We start from the raw sequence: 17,132 nt of genomic DNA, 5'->3' as shown, positions 1-17,132 counted from the left end.
GGGTGATTGCTTCACGGATATGATATAATAATGGAAATAAAAAGGAGTAAAGGGTATGGATGAGATGATGAGTGAAACAGCTTTTGATACAAGACTGAATGTACTGTGGGAACGCTTCTTTGCACTGCAGAATCACGCCGGTGCGGATGTGCAGGAACCACTGCATGATTTAATGACGCATCCTAAGGAGGAGCTGGACGATGCTTCGTATATGAAGCTCATGTATATGAAGGGACTTTGCTATGAGGAGCAGGGAAATAAAAATGCGGCGCGCTATTGTGCCATGCGGATGTATGCAATACAGGAATGCATGCGCAATCCCAGAAAAAAACGCCCCCGTTTTCTGGACTTGCAGGGATATGCATGCAGTGATGCAATGAATGCTTTTATTGAGCGCTACACAGCGTTTCTGGAGGAAACCTACAGGGGCATCAACCGTCGCCTGCTTATGATCGTAGGCATATTGTTTCTGGCTGTCTTCCTTGTTTTAACACTGTTTCTCAAAATTTATTTCATCATCGCGGCGTTGGAGTCTATTATGCTCGGCATGCTGACCTATCTGCTGCAAAAGCGAAGGATGCCGGATATCTTTCAGAAAAACCAGCTGAATGCAATAGAAAAGTATGTTGAACAGGAGGTTCTGGAATTTGACCGCCCCATTCGTTTTTCCTAAACACAGGTGCAGCACAGATAGCTTCTGCTGTACTTTTTTTGTCGGTTAAGCAGATCACAATACTGGTGGATTATTGTTATATTCTATGTAGAAAACGGCAGGAAAGACAATCCTCCCGTTATCGTTTTGTGAATTTCATCCTACAGCTTATTACGCTCGTTAACGATGGCATCCCAGGTTGCCTTTCCAATGACACCGTCGATGTTTAAGTCATATAAATACTGGAACTGCTGTACCATGGTGGTAGTTCTTGGACCATACATGCCGTCTACCGGTATCGGACGCAAGCATTTGTTGACAGCAGCAATCTCATTCAGATATTCCTGCATTTTAAAGACGGAAATTCCCTGCGCACCAGAGCTGAGGTAGTAAGAGCTGCTTGCGACAGGAATATTGGTGACAATCTGTAGATCACGAAGCTTGTTTACAATGGAATCCCAGGTATCGTTGCCGATTTCACCATCAATCGGAAGGTTTGCATAACGCTGCCATTCCCGTACGGCCTGCTCCGTTCTGGTGCCATATACACCATCCTGCAGATTACGGGTATTGATGAACCCCTTTTCCTGCATCATATTCAAATATGCCTGCTGTTTGTTTACACCAATTCCGATGCTTCCCGGTTTTAATGCGGCTGTTGAAATCATCATGTAACATCTCCTTTCCCTACAGTATATGGGAAAGCAGGGAAACGCCCTATATACTAGCCCATCTTACAATCTTTTCATGATATAAATTTGATGAAAATGCCCTGAAACAAAAACATGAAATATTTTTCAAAAAATTTACAGAAAAGTGTTGCAATCTTTTTGCATCCGTGTATAATAGTGTTATATTAACAACTGAGAACAGAAGTAGTACATCTGAAATGCTGCAAAGAGAGCCTGCATACCGGTGAGAGCAGGAGAGTAAAACAGGATGGAACGTGTCTGGGAGTTGGATTGTCGAACGCTGCGGCATGAGGCAGTTCCGTGTTACCTGACGTTACAGGCATAAGCGTCGTCCGTTGTGCAAACGGGCGGAACTAAGGTGGTACCGCGAGCAATCGTCCTTTGATTTTTTGAAGGGCGATTTTATTTTTATAGAGAGGAAGGAGATTTTATGAATTTTGATATTACAGTAATAGAAAGGTTCTGGCAGCTGCTGTTAAGTGGCGTGCCGGTTATTCTTGGATTGTCCCTGGCTTCCGCATTCTTTGGAACGCTGATTGGTCTGGCGACGGTATTTCTAAGAAGGATGAACAAGGTATTCAATCTGATTGTTGCGGCGTATATTGATCTGTTTCGTGGAACACCGGTATATGTACAGATGTTTTTTATCTATTTCGGTATTCCCAGTCTGGTTCCGGGGCTTAATATCAACAACTGGGTTGCGGGAATTCTGGTATTCTCCCTGAACTCCGGTGCCTATATGTCAGAAATTATGCGTGCCGGTATTGATGGTATTGATAAGGGGCAGATTGAGGCAGCGAAGGCATTGGGAGTATCCGGTAAAGATATTGGAAAAGATATTATTATCCCTCAGGCATTTCGTAATGTACTGCCAGCGGTTATCAATGAATTTATCACACTGACCAAGGAAACCTCCATCGTATCTGTGATTGGTCTGCATGATATGATGTACTGGTTCTATGCGGTTAAGAATCAGACCTATGCGGATTTTGAACCGCTGCTGATTGTGTTCCTTGTATATTATATTATGAATAAGGTATTGTCCCTCATTGGAAAGGCGATTGAAAGGAAGCTGAAATATGATTAGAGTAGAGCATTTATATAAGAATTACGGTGATAGTGTAAAGGTTCTCTTCGATGTCAATTTTACCTTCGAGGATGGAAAAACCTATGCTATTATCGGCAGCAGCGGCGGAGGAAAGTCAACCTTCATTCGCTGTCTGAATATGCTGGAGGTACCGACCAGCGGGGATATATTTTACAATGAAACAAAAATCAATGATCCGAAAACAGATTTGGCACGTGTCCGTGAAAAAATCGGAATGGTTTTCCAGAATTTCAATTTGTTTGATCACATGAAAGCCATTGACAATGTTACGTATGCACTTCGCAAGGTGAAAAAGATGAACGCGGAGGAAGCCAGAGCGAAGGGACTCTCCCTTTTGGAAAAGGTCGGCTTACGGCATCGTGCAGACGCTTATCCGCATCAGCTGTCCGGTGGTGAAAAGCAGCGATGTGCGATAGCGAGAGCATTGGCGATGGAGCCGGATGTCCTGCTGTTTGATGAGCCGACGAGCGCCCTGGACCCGGAAATGACCGGTGAGGTACTGAAGGTTCTTCAGGATTTGAACCATACCGGTATTACGATGATTGTTGTGACTCATGAGATGAACTTTGCCAAAAAGGTTGCGGATTATGTCATCTACATGGATAAGGGAAATATTGAGGAATGCAGTAAGGCAGCAGAGTTCTTTGAAGAGCCGAAAACGGCAAGGGCAAAGGAATTTCTGTCAAAAATGATATAGAAAAGGAAAGAGAGGAAATAGAAGATGAAAAAGTTACTGACTGGATTGATGGCTGTTGTTATGATGGCTGGACTTGCGGGCTGCGGCAGCAAGGATGATGGAGCAGGAGAGGGAAGCGATACGGCGAAGAAGGAGCTGACCGTTTATACAAATTCCGGCTACAAGCCATATGAGATGGTGGATGAAAAGGGAAATCTGTACGGGTTTGATATCGACGTTATGAATGAGGCTGCCAAACTGGCAGGCTATACCGTGAAATGGGAGGATGTTGACTTTGACGGTATCGTGCCTTCAGTAAAGCAGGGAAAAGCAGATATCGGTATTGCAGGCATCACATATACCGAGGAGCGTGCAAAGCAGGTGGATTTCTCTGATGTATACTATGCAGGAGAGGATGCACAGAACTATGTGCTGACAATGAAGAGCAGCGGTATGAAAAAAACAGAGGATATCAAAGGAAAGAAAATCGGTACGCAGATGGGTACCATTCAGGAATCCATTCTGAACTCTCTTCAGGATGAATATAAGCTGAAGCTGGACAAGAGAAAGGCTTATTCCGATATGGTTCTGGAAATGAAAAAGGGAGTCATTGATGCCATGGTCGTTGAAAAAGCAGTAGCAGAGGAGCTTGCGGCAGATAACGAAGATTTGAGCTACTACAAGTTTGAAGCCGGTGCTGAGCTTGCGGGTAATGCAATGATTTTCCAGAAGGACAACAAATTGAAGGATGAATTCAACAAAGCCATCAAAACGATGAAGGAAAACGGAAAGATGGATGAGTTGGTAAAGAAGTATTTTAAATAGTAACATAACCGCAGATTGTTTGGGTCTGCGGTTTTCTTATACCGTGATGCTGGTTGGCTAAAAAAACAAGAAAAAAGCTTGCATTATCAAAGTATACGGGGTATGGTTAAGCTGTACAGGGGGAGACACCCATCATAAAAAGACGAAGGTACAAAGAGGATGAGAAAATGAAGCATATAGAGGTCATTGATGAGCAGGGTGTTCATCTGCAAAATACCTATGAGCGCCGTGCAAGAGGACTGGTGAAAAAAGGCAGGGCGTACTATGTGACAGCATCCTGCATCTGTCTGTTTACGCCGCCGGAAAACATGGAGGAAAAGACTTTGGAGACAAATAATAAGAAGGATATCTTAACAAGGATTGATACAATTTTACAGCAGAAGGAATATCTGCAGGAGGCATTTTCGGCAATTGAGAAAATACCGCATGATCTGAATGAAGAGCTGACTGCCATTCGAACGAAAACGATTTTGGAGATCGTAGAGGCCAGAGAAAAAACGAATAAGGAAGTCGTTGCGCTGCTTCATGCAATGCTGGATCAGGATGTAATACCGCAAGGTGAGTAAAAGCGAATAGCTGAGAAGACTGGGGAGAATATTCCGCAGTCTTTTTTTGTCGATGAAAATCAGGCTTAAAACATGAACACCTCACATAGGATAGATTGAGGTGATAGCGATGATCAAAGCATGTGTCCTGTGTGGAGTTTGTATATCTGTATTTCTAACCCCTGTGCAGGCTAAGGAAGAAGTGGTACAGGGGGTGGTTCAGGTACAGGATGATACCGGAAAACCCCTTGAGGGAGCCGCATTTCAGCTTATCAGCTATGGGGAGCCTCTGCAGGAGCTGACCAGTGATAAAACGGGCAGAATCGTTTTACATGATCTTGATTACGGAGAATATCAGCTCATCCAGACGCAGACAGATTATGGCTATCAGAAAACAAAACAGCGCATCAGCTTTGTATATGATGGAACACAGGAGAAGAAGCAAAGCTGGAAGGTTGTAAATGAACGTATGCTGGGGACGGTAAAGCTTCGTATCCGGCAGGAGAATGATGAAAAAATATCCCATGTTTCCATGGAGCTGCTGGATGAGCAGGGGAAGAAGCTTCGGAATATCACCAGTGACAGAGACAGTATTGAACTGCAGAAGCTGCCAATAGGCACATATCGTCTGCATCTGGATGAAAAGGAAAAGGATTACCGCTTGAAGGAGGATGTGACCTTTGCGATAACACCATACAACTATAATCGCAGCTATGTGCTGACGCTTCATCTGGAACCGGTTAAACAAACGCAGGAGGATTACACCTTTGCCTTCTGTTTTATCATGGCGGTGCTGGGTCTGTTCGCCTGGCTGATTTACTTTTTCAGAAAACAAAGTCTCACACAATTCCTTGATGATTTCATGGTATAATGCTCACACATGTGAAAGGAGGAAGGTCAGTGATTGAAGATCTTCTGAGCTACAATGAGGAATTTGTAAAGAACAAGGGCTATGAGCCTTATCAAACAAGCAAATATCCGGATCGGCGTCTGGCTATCGTTACCTGTATGGATACGCGGCTGATTGAGCTGCTGCCGGCAGCACTTGGTATAAAAAACGGCGATGCAAAAATTATAAAGAACGCAGGAGGAGTTATTACACATCCTTTTGGCAGTGTTGTACGAAGTCTTTTGATTGCCATTTATGAACTGGGTGTGGAGGAAATTCTGGTAATCGGTCACACGAATTGCGGTGTACAGCATATGGATGCCGAAAATTTGCTGGAGAATATGCGTAAGCGCGGTATTTCGAACAACGCCATTGAATCTCTGCGATACTGCGGAATTGATTTTGACCGCTGGCTGGAGGGCTTTGATGATGGCTGTGTGAGTGTGGCAAAGAGTGTGGAGCTGTTAAAAAAACATCCTCTCATACCAAAGGATGTGCGTATTTACGGATTTATGATGGATTCCACCAGTGGCAAGCTGAGCAGTGTTTCAGAATAGGGACAGGGCTGTCAGCTCATCTTCATGTATAAGGGCGCCCGGTATGGAAACGATATATCCGCAAATGCGATTGGCAATGCGAAGCGTATCCTGCCAGCTATAGCCCTGCTCGCGCAACGCGATGATGCTGCCGATATGGGCATCTCCGGCACCGATTGTATCCTGAATTTGAACCGCTTCTGTAGGAATGTGTGTACATTTTCCTTCCTGCTGCAGCAGACATCCCCGTGAGCCAAGGGTGATGATAACGATATTGTGTGTACGTTCATAGAGACTTTCTGCGGCCTGTTGAACAGTCGGACAGCCGGTAAAGCTGCAGGCTTCCTCTTCATTTAGATGCAGTATGCAGTGCAGGTTGAACAGCGTCTCGATACAGCCTTGCGAAAGTGCGGACAGTCGTGGACCGGGAGCGAAATAGATGGTAAGCTGCGGATGCTTTTGCAGATAATCGAGAATGTATATGCCAGTTTTCTCTTCCAGCTCCAGACCGCACACATAGACGGTATCAACACCATAGGAATCCAGCAGGGAGAACCATTCCTTCTGAAATCGGTATTCCGCACCATGGTGGCTGAGAAAGGTGCGCTCACCATCTGACTCCACCAGACAGAAACAGCAACCGTTTTCTTCCTTGCTTTCCAGCAGAATGTCAATCCTGTGTTCCTGTAGCTGGCGGCGGACAAAGTCACCGTAGATTCCGGTACCTACCGGAGAAAAGAATAGCGGGTCACCACCAAGCAAACGGCACATCCATGCGGCATTAAAGGCACAGCCGCCAAGGGAAAGCGTCTGTGATTCGATATTGATATCCTCCTGTCGTACAGGAAGATGAGGAATTCTAATGATGACATCGGCCACACTGGAGCCGATGAATGCAATATGCTGTTTCATATGTATCACCACAGGTATTATATCGCAAATCAGGCAAGGAGGAAATCATATGAAGAAAAAAACATATACGGTGGCCGGGGCTGCATTCACTGCCGCAGCACTCGCACTCTCGTATCATGAGAACCGCTGTCTGGATGTATGTCATCTGCGGGTGCGCAGTGCGAAGCTTCCTGCCTCTTTTGCGGGATTTCGAATTGTACAGCTGTCCGATCTGCATACTACACGCTTTGGGTATCATCAAAAGCATCTGCTTCGCAAAATCCGTATGAGTGCACCGGACATCATTGTTATCACAGGAGATTTGATCGATCGGCGCAGAACTGCAAAGAATACAATGCAGCCGGTTGTACAGCTGATAAAACAGGCGGTTACAGTGGCACCGGTGTATTATGTGCCGGGAAATCATGAAGCGGTTTCCCCCATATATCCGCATTTGAAGCAGGTGCTGCTGGATTACGGGGTGCAGGTATTGGAGAACAGCAAGCTGGAGCTGTCGCGCAAGGAGGAAAGCATATCCATTCTGGGGCTGAAGGATAAAAAATTCTATCCCTATGCATCGGATCGGTATTTCATGAATCTGCATAACCTCATGCAGACCGTAGATACATCCTTTTCTGTCCTGCTCTCTCATCGTCCGGAGCATTTTGCGGATTATGCAAAGGAGGGCGTATCTCTGGCATTCTGCGGACATGCACATGGCGGTCAGATCGTAGTACCGAAGCTGGGGGCGCTGTATGCGCCGGATCAGGGAATCTTTCCTTCCTATACGGATGGAATCTATGAACATAAGGGGTGTACCATGGTCGTATCGAGAGGGCTCGGAAACAGTCGGGCACCGCAGCGGATCAATAACCGGCCGCAGGTAATGGTGGTAACGCTTTTCCCGGAGGAAATAAGAAATTGATGATTGAAAAAAGCATTTTGCCAATGCTGTGTTTGTAAAGAAAACGTAAGTAAAATAACAGACAGCCTGTTTCAGATAGGCTGTCTGTTATTTTAATGAACGAACCGCATAAATGTATTTCGTAGTTAATATATATTGCTTATTCACATAGATAATAGAATTATCAGGTGTTAAGACTGTCTGGGTTACTTCCAAAAGAGGAGTTCCCACAATACAGTTTAATTGCTTTGCAAATTCCTTGGTTGCAAATATAATTTTAAAATAATCCTCAAACTTCGCCGGATGCATGCCAGTTTCTTTTGTGACGAGATGTAGAAGAGATGTTTTTTCCAGCTTTTTCTTTAATAGGAATTGAAATGAGTCGGGAAAAAAATCGACTTCGACAATACATGGCACATCGTCCACAAGACGTACGCGTTTTATTCGAATCAACGGTGCAGTTGTACCAAAAATCGCATTTATTTCAGCTTCATCATGGCATACGGTACTTTCTATAATCTGTGTTGAAGGCTTGGCTTTCATTCGCAAGCATGTATCTGTAAAACTTCCGCCTGAGAAGAATTCCTCTGTGTAAACCTGTGTTTTCACATAGGTTCCTTTTCCATGCTTTTTGATAAGTAGGTCCTCGTTGACAAGCTGTTGTATAGCATTTCGTACAGTTACACGACTTACGCGATATATCTCGCTCAGTTTCAATTCAGGGGGGATGCGATCTCCCGGTTTGTACTTTCCACTCTTTATTTGCGTAGCTAATTCATTATATAGCTGTTCCTGCAGTGTGATTGCATTTAATTGTTTGATTTCCTGCATGGGCCCTCCTATAAATCCTATCATTCCGTTTAACACTATGTTCATTATAATGAATTCTACGTGTGAACGCAATCACAGATAGTATTATTTCATCATATTTTTTAAATATAGCGGCCTCCTTTTTTTATACAGTACTTGACAGCGGTTACATGACGTGTTAGAATGTCATTAGTTAATACAATATAATACAACTGGAGGATGGGATATGAAAAGAAAAATTGTGTTAGCGTCACATGGAGGATTAGCGAGCGGATTATATGATACAGCAAAAATGATTGTTGGAAAGCTTCCATTTGATGTTGAGATTTATTCTCTACAGCCCGGCGGTCTTGCAGAGGACTACGGTAGGAAATTGAAAAAGGAAATTGCCGCACATATGAATACAGAATATGTAATCTTGACTGATTTATATGGTGCCAGTGTCTTTACAGCAATGTATTTATGCACAAAGCTTGATAATGTTCGATTATTTTCAGGGATGAATCTAAACATGCTGCTTTCCGTATGTTTGGAGCATCCTGCACCTTTAAACGAAACAGATATCGAGCAAATCCTGCATGATGCAAAAAGTGGTATACAGTTTACTCAGCAGTCAAAAGAATGCGAAAGGGAAGAATTTTAAAGGAGAAAGTATGAATAGAAAATTTCTAAATTTATTTAAAAATGAAAAACCGATATTGGCAATGCTTCATCTGAAAGGGACAAGTGATGAAGATATTGTTAGACGCTTTAAAGAAGAAATTGCAATCTATGCTGAAAATGGTGTGGACTGCATTATAGTTGAAAATTATTTTGGGAATTATCGGCATATGGAAATGGCGCTTGATTATATCTCAAAGCTAAACCTTGTTATTCCGTATGGCGTGAATTGTCTGAATGTAGATCCCATGGGGTTTGAATTAGCTGAAAAATATGGTGCAAGCTTTGTACAGTTGGATTCAGTGGTCGGACATGTTAAACCGCGTGATGAAGCAACCTTGGATGCTTTCTTCAAACTGTACCGTGAACGCTATCAGGGGATGGTGTTAGGTGGTGTACGGTTTAAATATCAGCCAGTTTTATCACAAAATAGCATTGAAGAGGATTTGCAGATTGCAATGCAGCGATGTGATGCTATCTGTGTTACACAGGATGCCACAGGACAGGAAACCTCACTCGATAAGATTATACAATTCCGCAACGGTATTGGAGACTTCCCGTTGATTGTGGGCGCAGGTGTAACTCCCGAAAATATGGCAAAGCAGTTTGCATATGCAGACGGCGCTATTGTCGGTAGTTATTTCAAAGATAACTATAGGGATGAAGGAGAAGTTTCTCAAGAGCATGTAAGAGAGATTGTGAAGGCTGCTCAGAAAGTAAGAGGTAAGTAATATGATAAAGCTGTTGCGAATTGATCATCGTTTACTGCATGGACAGGTTGCGTTTTCATGGACAAAATTTCTGGAATCTGATTGCATTCTAATTGCCAGCGATAATTTAATGAAAGATGAATTGAAAATGAGTGCAATGCGTATGGCGAAACCAACGGGTGTCAAGCTGGTTATGAAAAGTATTGAAGACTCTATAAAGGCATTGAATAGTGGTGTTACAGATAAGTATAAACTCTTTATTATTGTGGAAAGTGTAGAAGATGCATACCGATTGGCGAGTGGTTTTCCTGCTATTAAAAGTATAAATATTGGCGGTATGAAGGCTAGAGAGAATCGCAAGCAAATATCAAAAGCAGTATTTGTAAGTGAAGAGGACATAGAGAAACTGAGGATACTGGGAGATAAAGGAATTGAATTGGAAATCCGTCTGGTACCCAGTGATTCAAAGCAAAATGCTTTGGATCTTGTGAAATAGAGAGGAAAGAGGTAGAAAGATATGAGTGATAATTTATTGATACAAGCTCTGCTGATAACTTTGGTTGCGTTTATTGGTTATATGCATTGTTATTGGGGATCTACGATGAACAACCGCCCGATTATCGTTGCACCACTTGTTGGATTGGTATTGGGCGATATGACAACCGGTATCATGGTAGGAGCAACATTAGAGCTTATTTTCTTGGGGGCTGTACCTATTGGTGCCAGCAATCCACCTGATATCACTTCTGGTGCCATCATTGGGACATCTTTCGTAATTCTTACGGGGCAGGAAGTTGGCGCGGCTGTTGCACTAGCAGTGCCGGTTGCGACTCTTGTTCTGCTTTTTGATAATTTGCAAATGATGTTTATCTTAACATGGGCTACACATATGGCGGATTCATATGCGAAAAAAGGAGATTATAAAAAAGTAGAATGGGTTGCACGTTTTGCAGGTATTGGAAATAAATTAATTCTATCAATAGTTGTTGGTGTCGCATTTTATTTAGGGGTACCGGTCATTAAGGATGTATTGTCAGTCATTCCGCAATTTATAATTGATGGTATGGATGTGGCGGCAGGAATTCTGCCAGCTGTCGGGTTTGCCATGCTGGCAAGGATGATTGTTACAAAAGAATTGTCTCCTTACTTGTTAGCTGGATTTCTGTTAGCTGCATATATGGAAATGCCTGTATTCGGTGTAGCACTGGCAGGCTTGGTGATTGCCGGTCTTACATTCTTTCATGATAGTAAAAAACAAAGGGAGGTAGTAGTGGATGACAACGAATTTTAATGAGGCGAAGTTGACAAAAAGTGATTTACGCAAAGTGTTTATGCGTTCCTGTACATTAGACAGTGCATGGAATTATGAGCGTCAACAGAATTTGATGTATTGTTACTCCATGATTCCCGTGTTAAAGCGACTTTATGGCAATGACGAAGAAAAAATGGCAGATGCGTTATGCAGACACTTGGAATTCATGTCATGTACGCCCCATCTTGTAACCTTGCTGATGGGAATTACAGGCGCTATGGAAGAAGAAAATGCAAAGGATGAAAATTTTGATGCAGCAAGCATAAGCGCAGTAAAAACATCGTTAATGGGACCGATGGCAGGAATTGGCGATGCCTTTTTCTGGGGAACCTTATTGACGATTGCGATTGGTGTTTCAGTATCCTTTGCAAAACAAGGAAGTATCATTGGTCCGATTGCATTTCTATTGATTATCAATATTCCAGGCTTTCTAGCTCGCTATTATTGCCTGCATGCCGGCTTTAAATACGGTGTCAAATTTTTTGGTGATAGTGAGAACAGCCGTATGATTGAGAATATAACAAAGGCAGCGTCTATCCTTGGTTTAATGGTTATAGGGGCTATGATAGCATCCACGGTCAGCATCAGTATACCATTTGAAATTGGTGTAAAAGGCGCAAAAGAACCAATACAAACGTATATCGATCAAATAATGCCATGTCTTCTTCCGCTTACAGCTTTTGGTATCATGTATTGGCTGTTGGGGAAAAACGTTAAAACAACAACGATTCTTGTATGTTTAATCATTCTGGCATGTATCGGGACATTCTTTGGTTTATTATAGAAGTTAATGAACCGTATGCATTGAGCTAAAAAGTATACATATTCATTCTTGTATACTTTTTTTACTACCATCAGAAATAATAGCAAACATAAGCTGTTGTTTTCAATTGCAAGTAAATGTTAATCTGGGAGAACACAATGCTTGTTCATTAAGCTTAGAAATGCCTGCAGATGCTGCGATTTTATTCGCCATTTGAAAAAATCGGAAAGGATTGATGGAATCCTTGCTTGCATCATCTGCTCCCTTTCATAAGAATTTACCACGCAGCCAGTTATTCCTGATGTTTCAAGTGACTGTAATGAAAGCGGATAGGGGTAGGACATTCACTGCTCTGTTTGCGTAATCAGTATGCGTTTGCTATAATATGTCCATATGAATAAGCGAATTAGTGTATGATGCGCTGTCGCCGTATATAGGAAATGGAAGAAGAAAATGAAAACTACACGTGAATGGAAACAGGTTACGATAACAAAAAAAGGAACTAAGAAGCTACAGAGCGGTCATCCCTGGGTATATGAGGGAGAGGTGCTGGCTCTTGAAGCGAATATACAAAATGGAGATATTGTGGATGTGTTTTCTGAAAAAGGCAGCTATCAGGGAAGCGGACTGTATAACGGAAATTCACGAATCCGTATCCGCCTGCTATCCCGTAATGCCAATGACAGATTCGATGAGGATTTTTTTTACCGCCGTTTGCAGCATGCAATCAGCTACCGTGCAACAGTTATGGGAGAGGATTTTGATGCCTGTCGCCTGATTTTCGGAGAGGCTGATTATTTACCCGGACTGACAGTTGACCGTTTTCATGATTTGCTGGTCGTGCAGACACTCTCCTATGGTATGGAGCAGCGAAAGGATATGCTGTTTCCCATGCTTGTGAAGATTTTGAGAGATGAATATCATGTAGCTATCAGAGGAATCTATGAGCGTAATGATGTGGCAATCCGTAAGCTGGAGGGCCTTGAGGAGACAAAAGGCTGGTATGCGCATTCCGTTTTGCCGAAGCATCCGGAAAGCTGTCTTACCAGCATAGTTGAGAATGGTATTTCCTATGATGTGGATGTTGAAAATGGTCAGAAAACCGGATTTTTTCTCGATCAGAAATACAATCGGGCTGCAATTGCACGCATTGCGAAGGGAAAGCATGTTCTGGATTGCTTTACCCATACCGGCAGCTTTGCTTTGAATGCCGCAAAGGGTGGGGCAGCGCATGTACATGCCGTGGATATTTCTCAGACAGCGATTGATATGGCACAGCACCATGCGGATATAAACGGATTACAGGAGCGGATGAGCTTTGAAACAGCGGATGTATTTGATCTTTTAAAGGCTTTGAAAAAACAGCCGCGTGTATATGATATGATCATTCTGGATCCACCGGCCTTCACCAAATCCAGAGAAACGATTTCCCATGCAGTAAAGGGATATCGGGAAATCAATACTGCTGCTATGAAGCTGTTACCAAGAGGCGGATATCTGGCAACCTGTTCCTGTTCTCATTTCATGAATGAGGGTCTGTTTAAAAGCATGCTGCATGAGGCGGCGCAGGCAGCAGGTGTATCTCTTCGTCAGATTGAGGCAAGACAGCAGAGCTGCGATCATCCGATCCTCTGGAACGTACCGGAAACATCGTATCTGAAGTTCTATATCTTTCAGATTGCATAATTGAAGGCAGCTGTTCATACTAGAAATAAATGAGGTAGTAAAGTTATGGTTCATATATATATTGATGCAGAATTTGACGCAGTAAAAATCAATGGGAAGTACTGTCAGATGGTAGTATCCCTAGGGGCGGTTCTGAAAAAGGATGCGCAGGAGGCAACCTTTTATTCTCTGGTCTGTCCTAAAAACTTTCGGCGTCTGACTTCTGTGGTACGTAAAATGACACATTTAAAGGATAGCGATATCCGTAATGCAAACAGCTTTCCGGATGTTTTAAAACAGTTTATGCAATGGCTGCAGCCCTATATGGAATCTTCTTCCTGCCGTATGTATAGCTTTGGACCGGATGATCGAAGAACCCTGTTGCAGGAATGCGCACGACATCATTGCGATCCGTCTTTGTTTGAAGGAATTCTTGATTTACAAAAGCAGATTTCAGCAAAGGTAACGTATCAGAATGTGCTGGTATCCGCAACCTTATCACTGGATGATTTAAAGACTGCTTATGCGATAGAAGGGGCAGTGGAGCATAATGCCCTGACAGATGCATCCGATCTCATGCGGATTCATCAGGCTTCCCTGCTGCAGGATCCAGACCCGAAGGCTGTACAGGAAATCGTAGAGCGTAAGCTGGCAAAGCAGCGCGAAGTTGCACAAAAACAGCAGGAAAAGCTGCTGCGGATTATGAAGGAGCGTTTTTCACAGTATACCGTATTGAAGTGTCCTGTTCGATTGTATCCGGAAATTGTTGAACAGTTTCGCCTGTGGGAGGAACGTGATCGTAATTTCCATATCAATATTCAGAAAGACAGCATCCTTCTGGATGGCAGAGAGCTTCCAAGAGAGCAGACGAAGCTTTCTATGCGGATTGATATCGAAGAGATTCCAAGTGTAACCCTTAGCTTCACACAGGGCGAGAATGTCATTGAAAAGAAATATCTGCTCATTTACCGCAATGCCACCATGGTGGAGAATATACTGAAAAGGATGCTGCAGCATGGAAACGGCTAAGCGGCAGGCTCAGCTTTTGCATCTGTATCTTCTGGAGCTGAAGAACACCTTGAAAAAAATGGATGCATTAAACGTATTGCAGAGAAATCCATATATAAGAAGTAAAGCCGCAAAGCTGGTATTGCAGGAAGTAAGTGAAAGTATGCAGCACTGTCTGGATGCACAGCTTGTATTTCTTGCTTCTGTATCCCGTTTACAGCTAAGTGATGAAGCGGGATTAAAAGGTGTGCGGGGAGCCAGTCAGATTCTATTTGATTTTCAGGATGAGATTTTGCGGCAGGAAATTCTGCATCAGCTGCTGTTGAAGGAAGAAACACTGCAGCATCGCTTACAGCAGTTCATGACGGTAAATGAACACCTGCTGCATAAAGTGCTGGAGCTACCAGATCAAACGAGATATGAAAAACAGCCCTGATAGCTGCCTGGGCTGATTTTATCGTGGTTATTCATATCATTTGGTTATATATGATCATTGTATGGAATTTTTTCACTCTATGGAATAGGAATTTTTATGAAGAAAGGTTTTCTATATGTACCTGTGTGAGTAATGAAAAAGCACTGATTCATTTATGATGGGCTTTGCTTGAACGTATGGTTGTCCGAAATAAGCTTTTTGTTCCTGCGTTTCTTAAAAAAACAGCTACTTCTATATTTAATGTGTCTTATTCACAACATTCCGTGAACGACAGGCTGTGTTCCTCCTGCATGCGATTTGAATTTCATCATCTTAGTTTCCTAGTGCCGTCCTTATGAAAGATTCTGTGCAGTCTGCGTTCTACAATAAACAGTGTGAAAAGAAGGACAATACATTGCAGGAAACAGAGAATGACTCCGTAGATTCCGCATGCTGTATCACTTTTTCCATACAGCAACAGCATACAAGGAAAAGAAAACGCAGCACTGAACCAACCCCAGATCAACCAGACTCTGCCAAATTGTACATGTGCTGTTTTCCATGTATCTTCATTTTTCATAGACAGGGATGTGCGGTATCCGAAAAGTTCATTGATTTCCTTTGGGGGATGCTTTTGAAAATAGAAGCCAAATCCTATCATGGTAAAGGGGATCAGAAGATTCATGATGAGCATAAACAACCAGAAAGCCATAAGAAAACCTCCTATTCAAGCATAGTATAGCATTATTTAACATTCATGTCATGGAAATGTACTGTCTGCTTTTCTTCGTCTTTCTTTTCGTTTCCAGCTAAGAGATTACGTATTCGCGAATCGTGCGGAGAAGCCATCTAAGCAACTGCCGTGGTATATGAGAATCTGTGAAACTGCTGTTTTCTATTGAAGAATACTCAGCTGATATATTCATGTTATTTCGTTGAAAACGCTTATTTCATATAATATAGAGCAGGGAAAGCCAATCCTTATGAACTCCATGTAAAAAAATCTTGCAATACGGCAGATATATGGTAAAATATTGAGTGATAAAAGGTCCTTTAAGATAATCCAGAGAGGTTATGAAGGCGAACACCAAACCTGAAGTGTATAGAAAGGGTCCTTTTGTGTATCAAAACGGACCCTTTTATGATAGGACCGGCAGGAGGAAAGCATATGAACAAGAACAGTTTACTGAAAATCTGTGACTTAACGAGTGAAGAGATTTTTCACATTCTTGAGGATGCTGCTGCTTTTTCCAGTTCTCAATCAGATTGGCAATTTCCGCGTAAAACGCTGGTTGCTAATCTTTTTTTTGAGCCGAGCACGCGGACACATTTCTCATTTGCCAGCGCGGAGCATCAGCTGGGCGCCTGTGTGGAAAATTTCACTGCACAGGGAAGCAGCGTGGAAAAGGGCGAAAGCCTGTATGACACGGTAAAGACATTTGAAAGCATCGGCTATGATGCCGTGGTCATCCGTCACAGTCAGAATGAATACTTCAAAGAGCTGGAAGATATCCGAATTCCAATCCTGAATGCAGGAGATGGCTGTGGGAATCATCCGACCCAGTGTCTGCTGGATCTGCTTACCATATATCAGGAATTTCAGACATTTCAGGGAATTAAGGTGGCGGTCATTGGTGACATTACACATTCCCGTGTTGCAAACAGCATCAAGGAAGCACTTGGTATGCTGGGGGGAGAGGTAGCCTTCTCCGGTCCCGATGAATGGGTCGCAAAGGATGCCTATTACAAGCGTGTGGATGAGGCAGTACAATGGGCGGATGCTGTTATGATGCTTCGCATTCAGCATGAGCGTCATAAGGAAACCATGGCGATGAGCAGGGCGGAATATCTGGAGCGCTACGGTCTGACGAAACAGCGTGCAGCCATGATGCAGCCGCATGCCATCATCATGCATCCGGCACCGGTCAATCGCGGTGTGGAAATCGACAGCGATCTGGTGGAGGCGGAAAACAGCCGCATCTTCAAGCAGATGAGCAATGGAGTTCTTGTGCGCAAGGCAGTGATCAAACGCGCACTGGGATATGAATTTGAATAAGAAGCTACATAAAAA

21 protein-coding genes and 1 other annotated feature are annotated in these 17,132 nt (G+C 43.1%); of the genes, 17 read left to right on the top strand and 4 right to left on the bottom strand.

Features of this window, described 5'->3' with window-relative positions:
- Window positions 1-55: 55 nt before the first annotated feature.
- The gene (locus ACG3M1_RS14035; RefSeq protein ID WP_008817511.1) at window positions 56-673 is read left to right on the top strand and encodes a hypothetical protein; all 618 of its coding nucleotides are present in this window, start codon (window positions 56-58) and stop codon (window positions 671-673) included.
- Between the two features lie 140 nt (window positions 674-813).
- On the opposite strand, the gene ACG3M1_RS14030 is transcribed toward ACG3M1_RS14035, so the two are convergent.
- Window positions 814-1,323: a peptidoglycan-binding domain-containing protein gene (locus tag ACG3M1_RS14030; protein ID WP_002610548.1), complete on the bottom strand. Its 510-nt coding sequence runs from the start codon at window positions 1,321-1,323 to the stop codon at window positions 814-816.
- A 185-nt stretch (window positions 1,324-1,508) separates the two neighbouring features.
- Window positions 1,509-1,729, top strand: a binding site (T-box leader).
- A 45-nt stretch (window positions 1,730-1,774) separates the two neighbouring features.
- On the opposite strand from ACG3M1_RS14030, the gene ACG3M1_RS14025 reads away from it, so the two are divergent.
- The 6 genes from ACG3M1_RS14025 (at window position 1,775) to ACG3M1_RS14000 (ending at window position 5,944) form a co-directional block, all read left to right on the top strand.
- The gene (locus ACG3M1_RS14025) at window positions 1,775-2,431 is read left to right on the top strand and encodes an amino acid ABC transporter permease (protein WP_002610550.1); all 657 of its coding nucleotides are present in this window, start codon (window positions 1,775-1,777) and stop codon (window positions 2,429-2,431) included.
- Entirely contained in the window at window positions 2,424-3,149 is a 726-nt protein-coding gene (locus tag ACG3M1_RS14020; RefSeq protein WP_002610551.1) for an amino acid ABC transporter ATP-binding protein, read from the top strand. The genes ACG3M1_RS14025 and ACG3M1_RS14020 overlap by 8 nt, the downstream gene beginning before the upstream one ends.
- 24 nt (window positions 3,150-3,173) lie before the next feature.
- On the top strand, window positions 3,174-3,953 hold the full coding sequence (locus ACG3M1_RS14015; RefSeq protein ID WP_002610553.1) for a transporter substrate-binding domain-containing protein: 780 nt from the start codon (window positions 3,174-3,176) through the stop codon (window positions 3,951-3,953).
- A gap of 167 nt (window positions 3,954-4,120) precedes the next feature.
- The gene (locus ACG3M1_RS14010; protein ID WP_008817510.1) at window positions 4,121-4,519 is read left to right on the top strand and encodes a hypothetical protein; all 399 of its coding nucleotides are present in this window, start codon (window positions 4,121-4,123) and stop codon (window positions 4,517-4,519) included.
- 109 nt (window positions 4,520-4,628) lie between these two features.
- Window positions 4,629-5,369 carry an MSCRAMM family protein gene (locus tag ACG3M1_RS14005; RefSeq protein WP_008817509.1) on the top strand — a complete coding sequence of 247 codons (741 nt, stop codon included), beginning with the start codon at window positions 4,629-4,631 and terminating at the stop codon, window positions 5,367-5,369.
- A 29-nt stretch (window positions 5,370-5,398) separates the two neighbouring features.
- Window positions 5,399-5,944, top strand: a complete 546-nt coding sequence (locus ACG3M1_RS14000; RefSeq protein ID WP_008817508.1) for a beta-class carbonic anhydrase — start codon at window positions 5,399-5,401, stop codon at window positions 5,942-5,944.
- Here ACG3M1_RS14000 and ACG3M1_RS13995 read toward each other — a convergent pair.
- Window positions 5,936-6,835 carry a carbohydrate kinase family protein gene (locus ACG3M1_RS13995; protein WP_008817507.1) on the bottom strand — a complete coding sequence of 300 codons (900 nt, stop codon included), beginning with the start codon at window positions 6,833-6,835 and terminating at the stop codon, window positions 5,936-5,938. The two genes, ACG3M1_RS14000 and ACG3M1_RS13995, sit on opposite strands and share 9 nt — an antisense overlap.
- Window positions 6,836-6,884: 49 nt before the next feature.
- Between ACG3M1_RS13995 and ACG3M1_RS13990 the strand changes: the two genes are divergently transcribed.
- Entirely contained in the window at window positions 6,885-7,739 is an 855-nt protein-coding gene (locus ACG3M1_RS13990; RefSeq protein ID WP_009587594.1) for a metallophosphoesterase, read from the top strand.
- Window positions 7,740-7,826: 87 nt separating this feature from the next.
- On the opposite strand, the gene ACG3M1_RS13985 is transcribed toward ACG3M1_RS13990, so the two are convergent.
- A complete protein-coding gene (locus ACG3M1_RS13985; protein WP_009587560.1) occupies window positions 7,827-8,549 on the bottom strand; it encodes a GntR family transcriptional regulator in 723 nt (240 codons plus the stop codon).
- A gap of 205 nt (window positions 8,550-8,754) precedes the next feature.
- Here ACG3M1_RS13985 and ACG3M1_RS13980 point away from each other — a divergent pair, with 205 nt between their 5' ends.
- The 8 genes from ACG3M1_RS13980 (at window position 8,755) to ACG3M1_RS13945 (ending at window position 15,082) form a co-directional block, all read left to right on the top strand.
- Window positions 8,755-9,171: a PTS sugar transporter subunit IIA gene (locus ACG3M1_RS13980; RefSeq protein WP_002610565.1), complete on the top strand. Its 417-nt coding sequence runs from the start codon at window positions 8,755-8,757 to the stop codon at window positions 9,169-9,171.
- A 10-nt stretch (window positions 9,172-9,181) separates the two neighbouring features.
- Window positions 9,182-9,919: a BtpA/SgcQ family protein gene (locus ACG3M1_RS13975; RefSeq protein WP_008817501.1), complete on the top strand. Its 738-nt coding sequence runs from the start codon at window positions 9,182-9,184 to the stop codon at window positions 9,917-9,919.
- 1 nt (window position 9,920) lies between these two features.
- The gene (locus ACG3M1_RS13970; RefSeq protein ID WP_008817500.1) at window positions 9,921-10,394 is read left to right on the top strand and encodes a PTS sugar transporter subunit IIB; all 474 of its coding nucleotides are present in this window, start codon (window positions 9,921-9,923) and stop codon (window positions 10,392-10,394) included.
- Between the two features lie 21 nt (window positions 10,395-10,415).
- The gene (locus tag ACG3M1_RS13965; RefSeq protein ID WP_008817499.1) at window positions 10,416-11,189 is read left to right on the top strand and encodes a PTS mannose/fructose/sorbose/N-acetylgalactosamine transporter subunit IIC; all 774 of its coding nucleotides are present in this window, start codon (window positions 10,416-10,418) and stop codon (window positions 11,187-11,189) included.
- On the top strand, window positions 11,173-11,994 hold the full coding sequence (locus ACG3M1_RS13960) for a PTS system mannose/fructose/sorbose family transporter subunit IID (RefSeq protein ID WP_002610573.1): 822 nt from the start codon (window positions 11,173-11,175) through the stop codon (window positions 11,992-11,994). The genes ACG3M1_RS13965 and ACG3M1_RS13960 overlap by 17 nt, the downstream gene beginning before the upstream one ends.
- 432 nt (window positions 11,995-12,426) lie before the next feature.
- Window positions 12,427-13,659, top strand: coding sequence for a class I SAM-dependent rRNA methyltransferase (locus ACG3M1_RS13955; RefSeq protein WP_008817497.1), 1,233 nt, complete (start codon window positions 12,427-12,429; stop codon window positions 13,657-13,659).
- A gap of 45 nt (window positions 13,660-13,704) precedes the next feature.
- The gene (locus ACG3M1_RS13950; protein ID WP_008817496.1) at window positions 13,705-14,667 is read left to right on the top strand and encodes an exonuclease domain-containing protein; all 963 of its coding nucleotides are present in this window, start codon (window positions 13,705-13,707) and stop codon (window positions 14,665-14,667) included.
- Window positions 14,654-15,082: a hypothetical protein gene (locus ACG3M1_RS13945; RefSeq protein WP_009270978.1), complete on the top strand. Its 429-nt coding sequence runs from the start codon at window positions 14,654-14,656 to the stop codon at window positions 15,080-15,082. The genes ACG3M1_RS13950 and ACG3M1_RS13945 overlap by 14 nt, the downstream gene beginning before the upstream one ends.
- Window positions 15,083-15,389: 307 nt before the next feature.
- Here ACG3M1_RS13945 and ACG3M1_RS13940 read toward each other — a convergent pair whose 3' ends face one another.
- Window positions 15,390-15,773 carry an SdpI family protein gene (locus ACG3M1_RS13940; protein ID WP_008817494.1) on the bottom strand — a complete coding sequence of 128 codons (384 nt, stop codon included), beginning with the start codon at window positions 15,771-15,773 and terminating at the stop codon, window positions 15,390-15,392.
- 456 nt (window positions 15,774-16,229) lie between these two features.
- Between ACG3M1_RS13940 and ACG3M1_RS13935 the strand changes: the two genes are divergently transcribed.
- Complete coding sequence (locus ACG3M1_RS13935) at window positions 16,230-17,117, top strand: aspartate carbamoyltransferase catalytic subunit (protein WP_009270977.1); 888 nt, start codon at window positions 16,230-16,232, stop codon at window positions 17,115-17,117.
- Window positions 17,118-17,132 lie beyond the last annotated feature (15 nt).

The organism is Clostridium sp. 10cd* (assembly GCF_044336395.1).
In the GTDB taxonomy this organism is placed as follows: Bacteria; Bacillota_I; Bacilli_A; order Erysipelotrichales; family Erysipelotrichaceae; genus Clostridium_AQ; species Clostridium_AQ innocuum.
The sequence above is the reverse complement of the archived record's forward strand: the minus strand, read 5'-3'. Positions and strand labels throughout refer to the sequence as shown.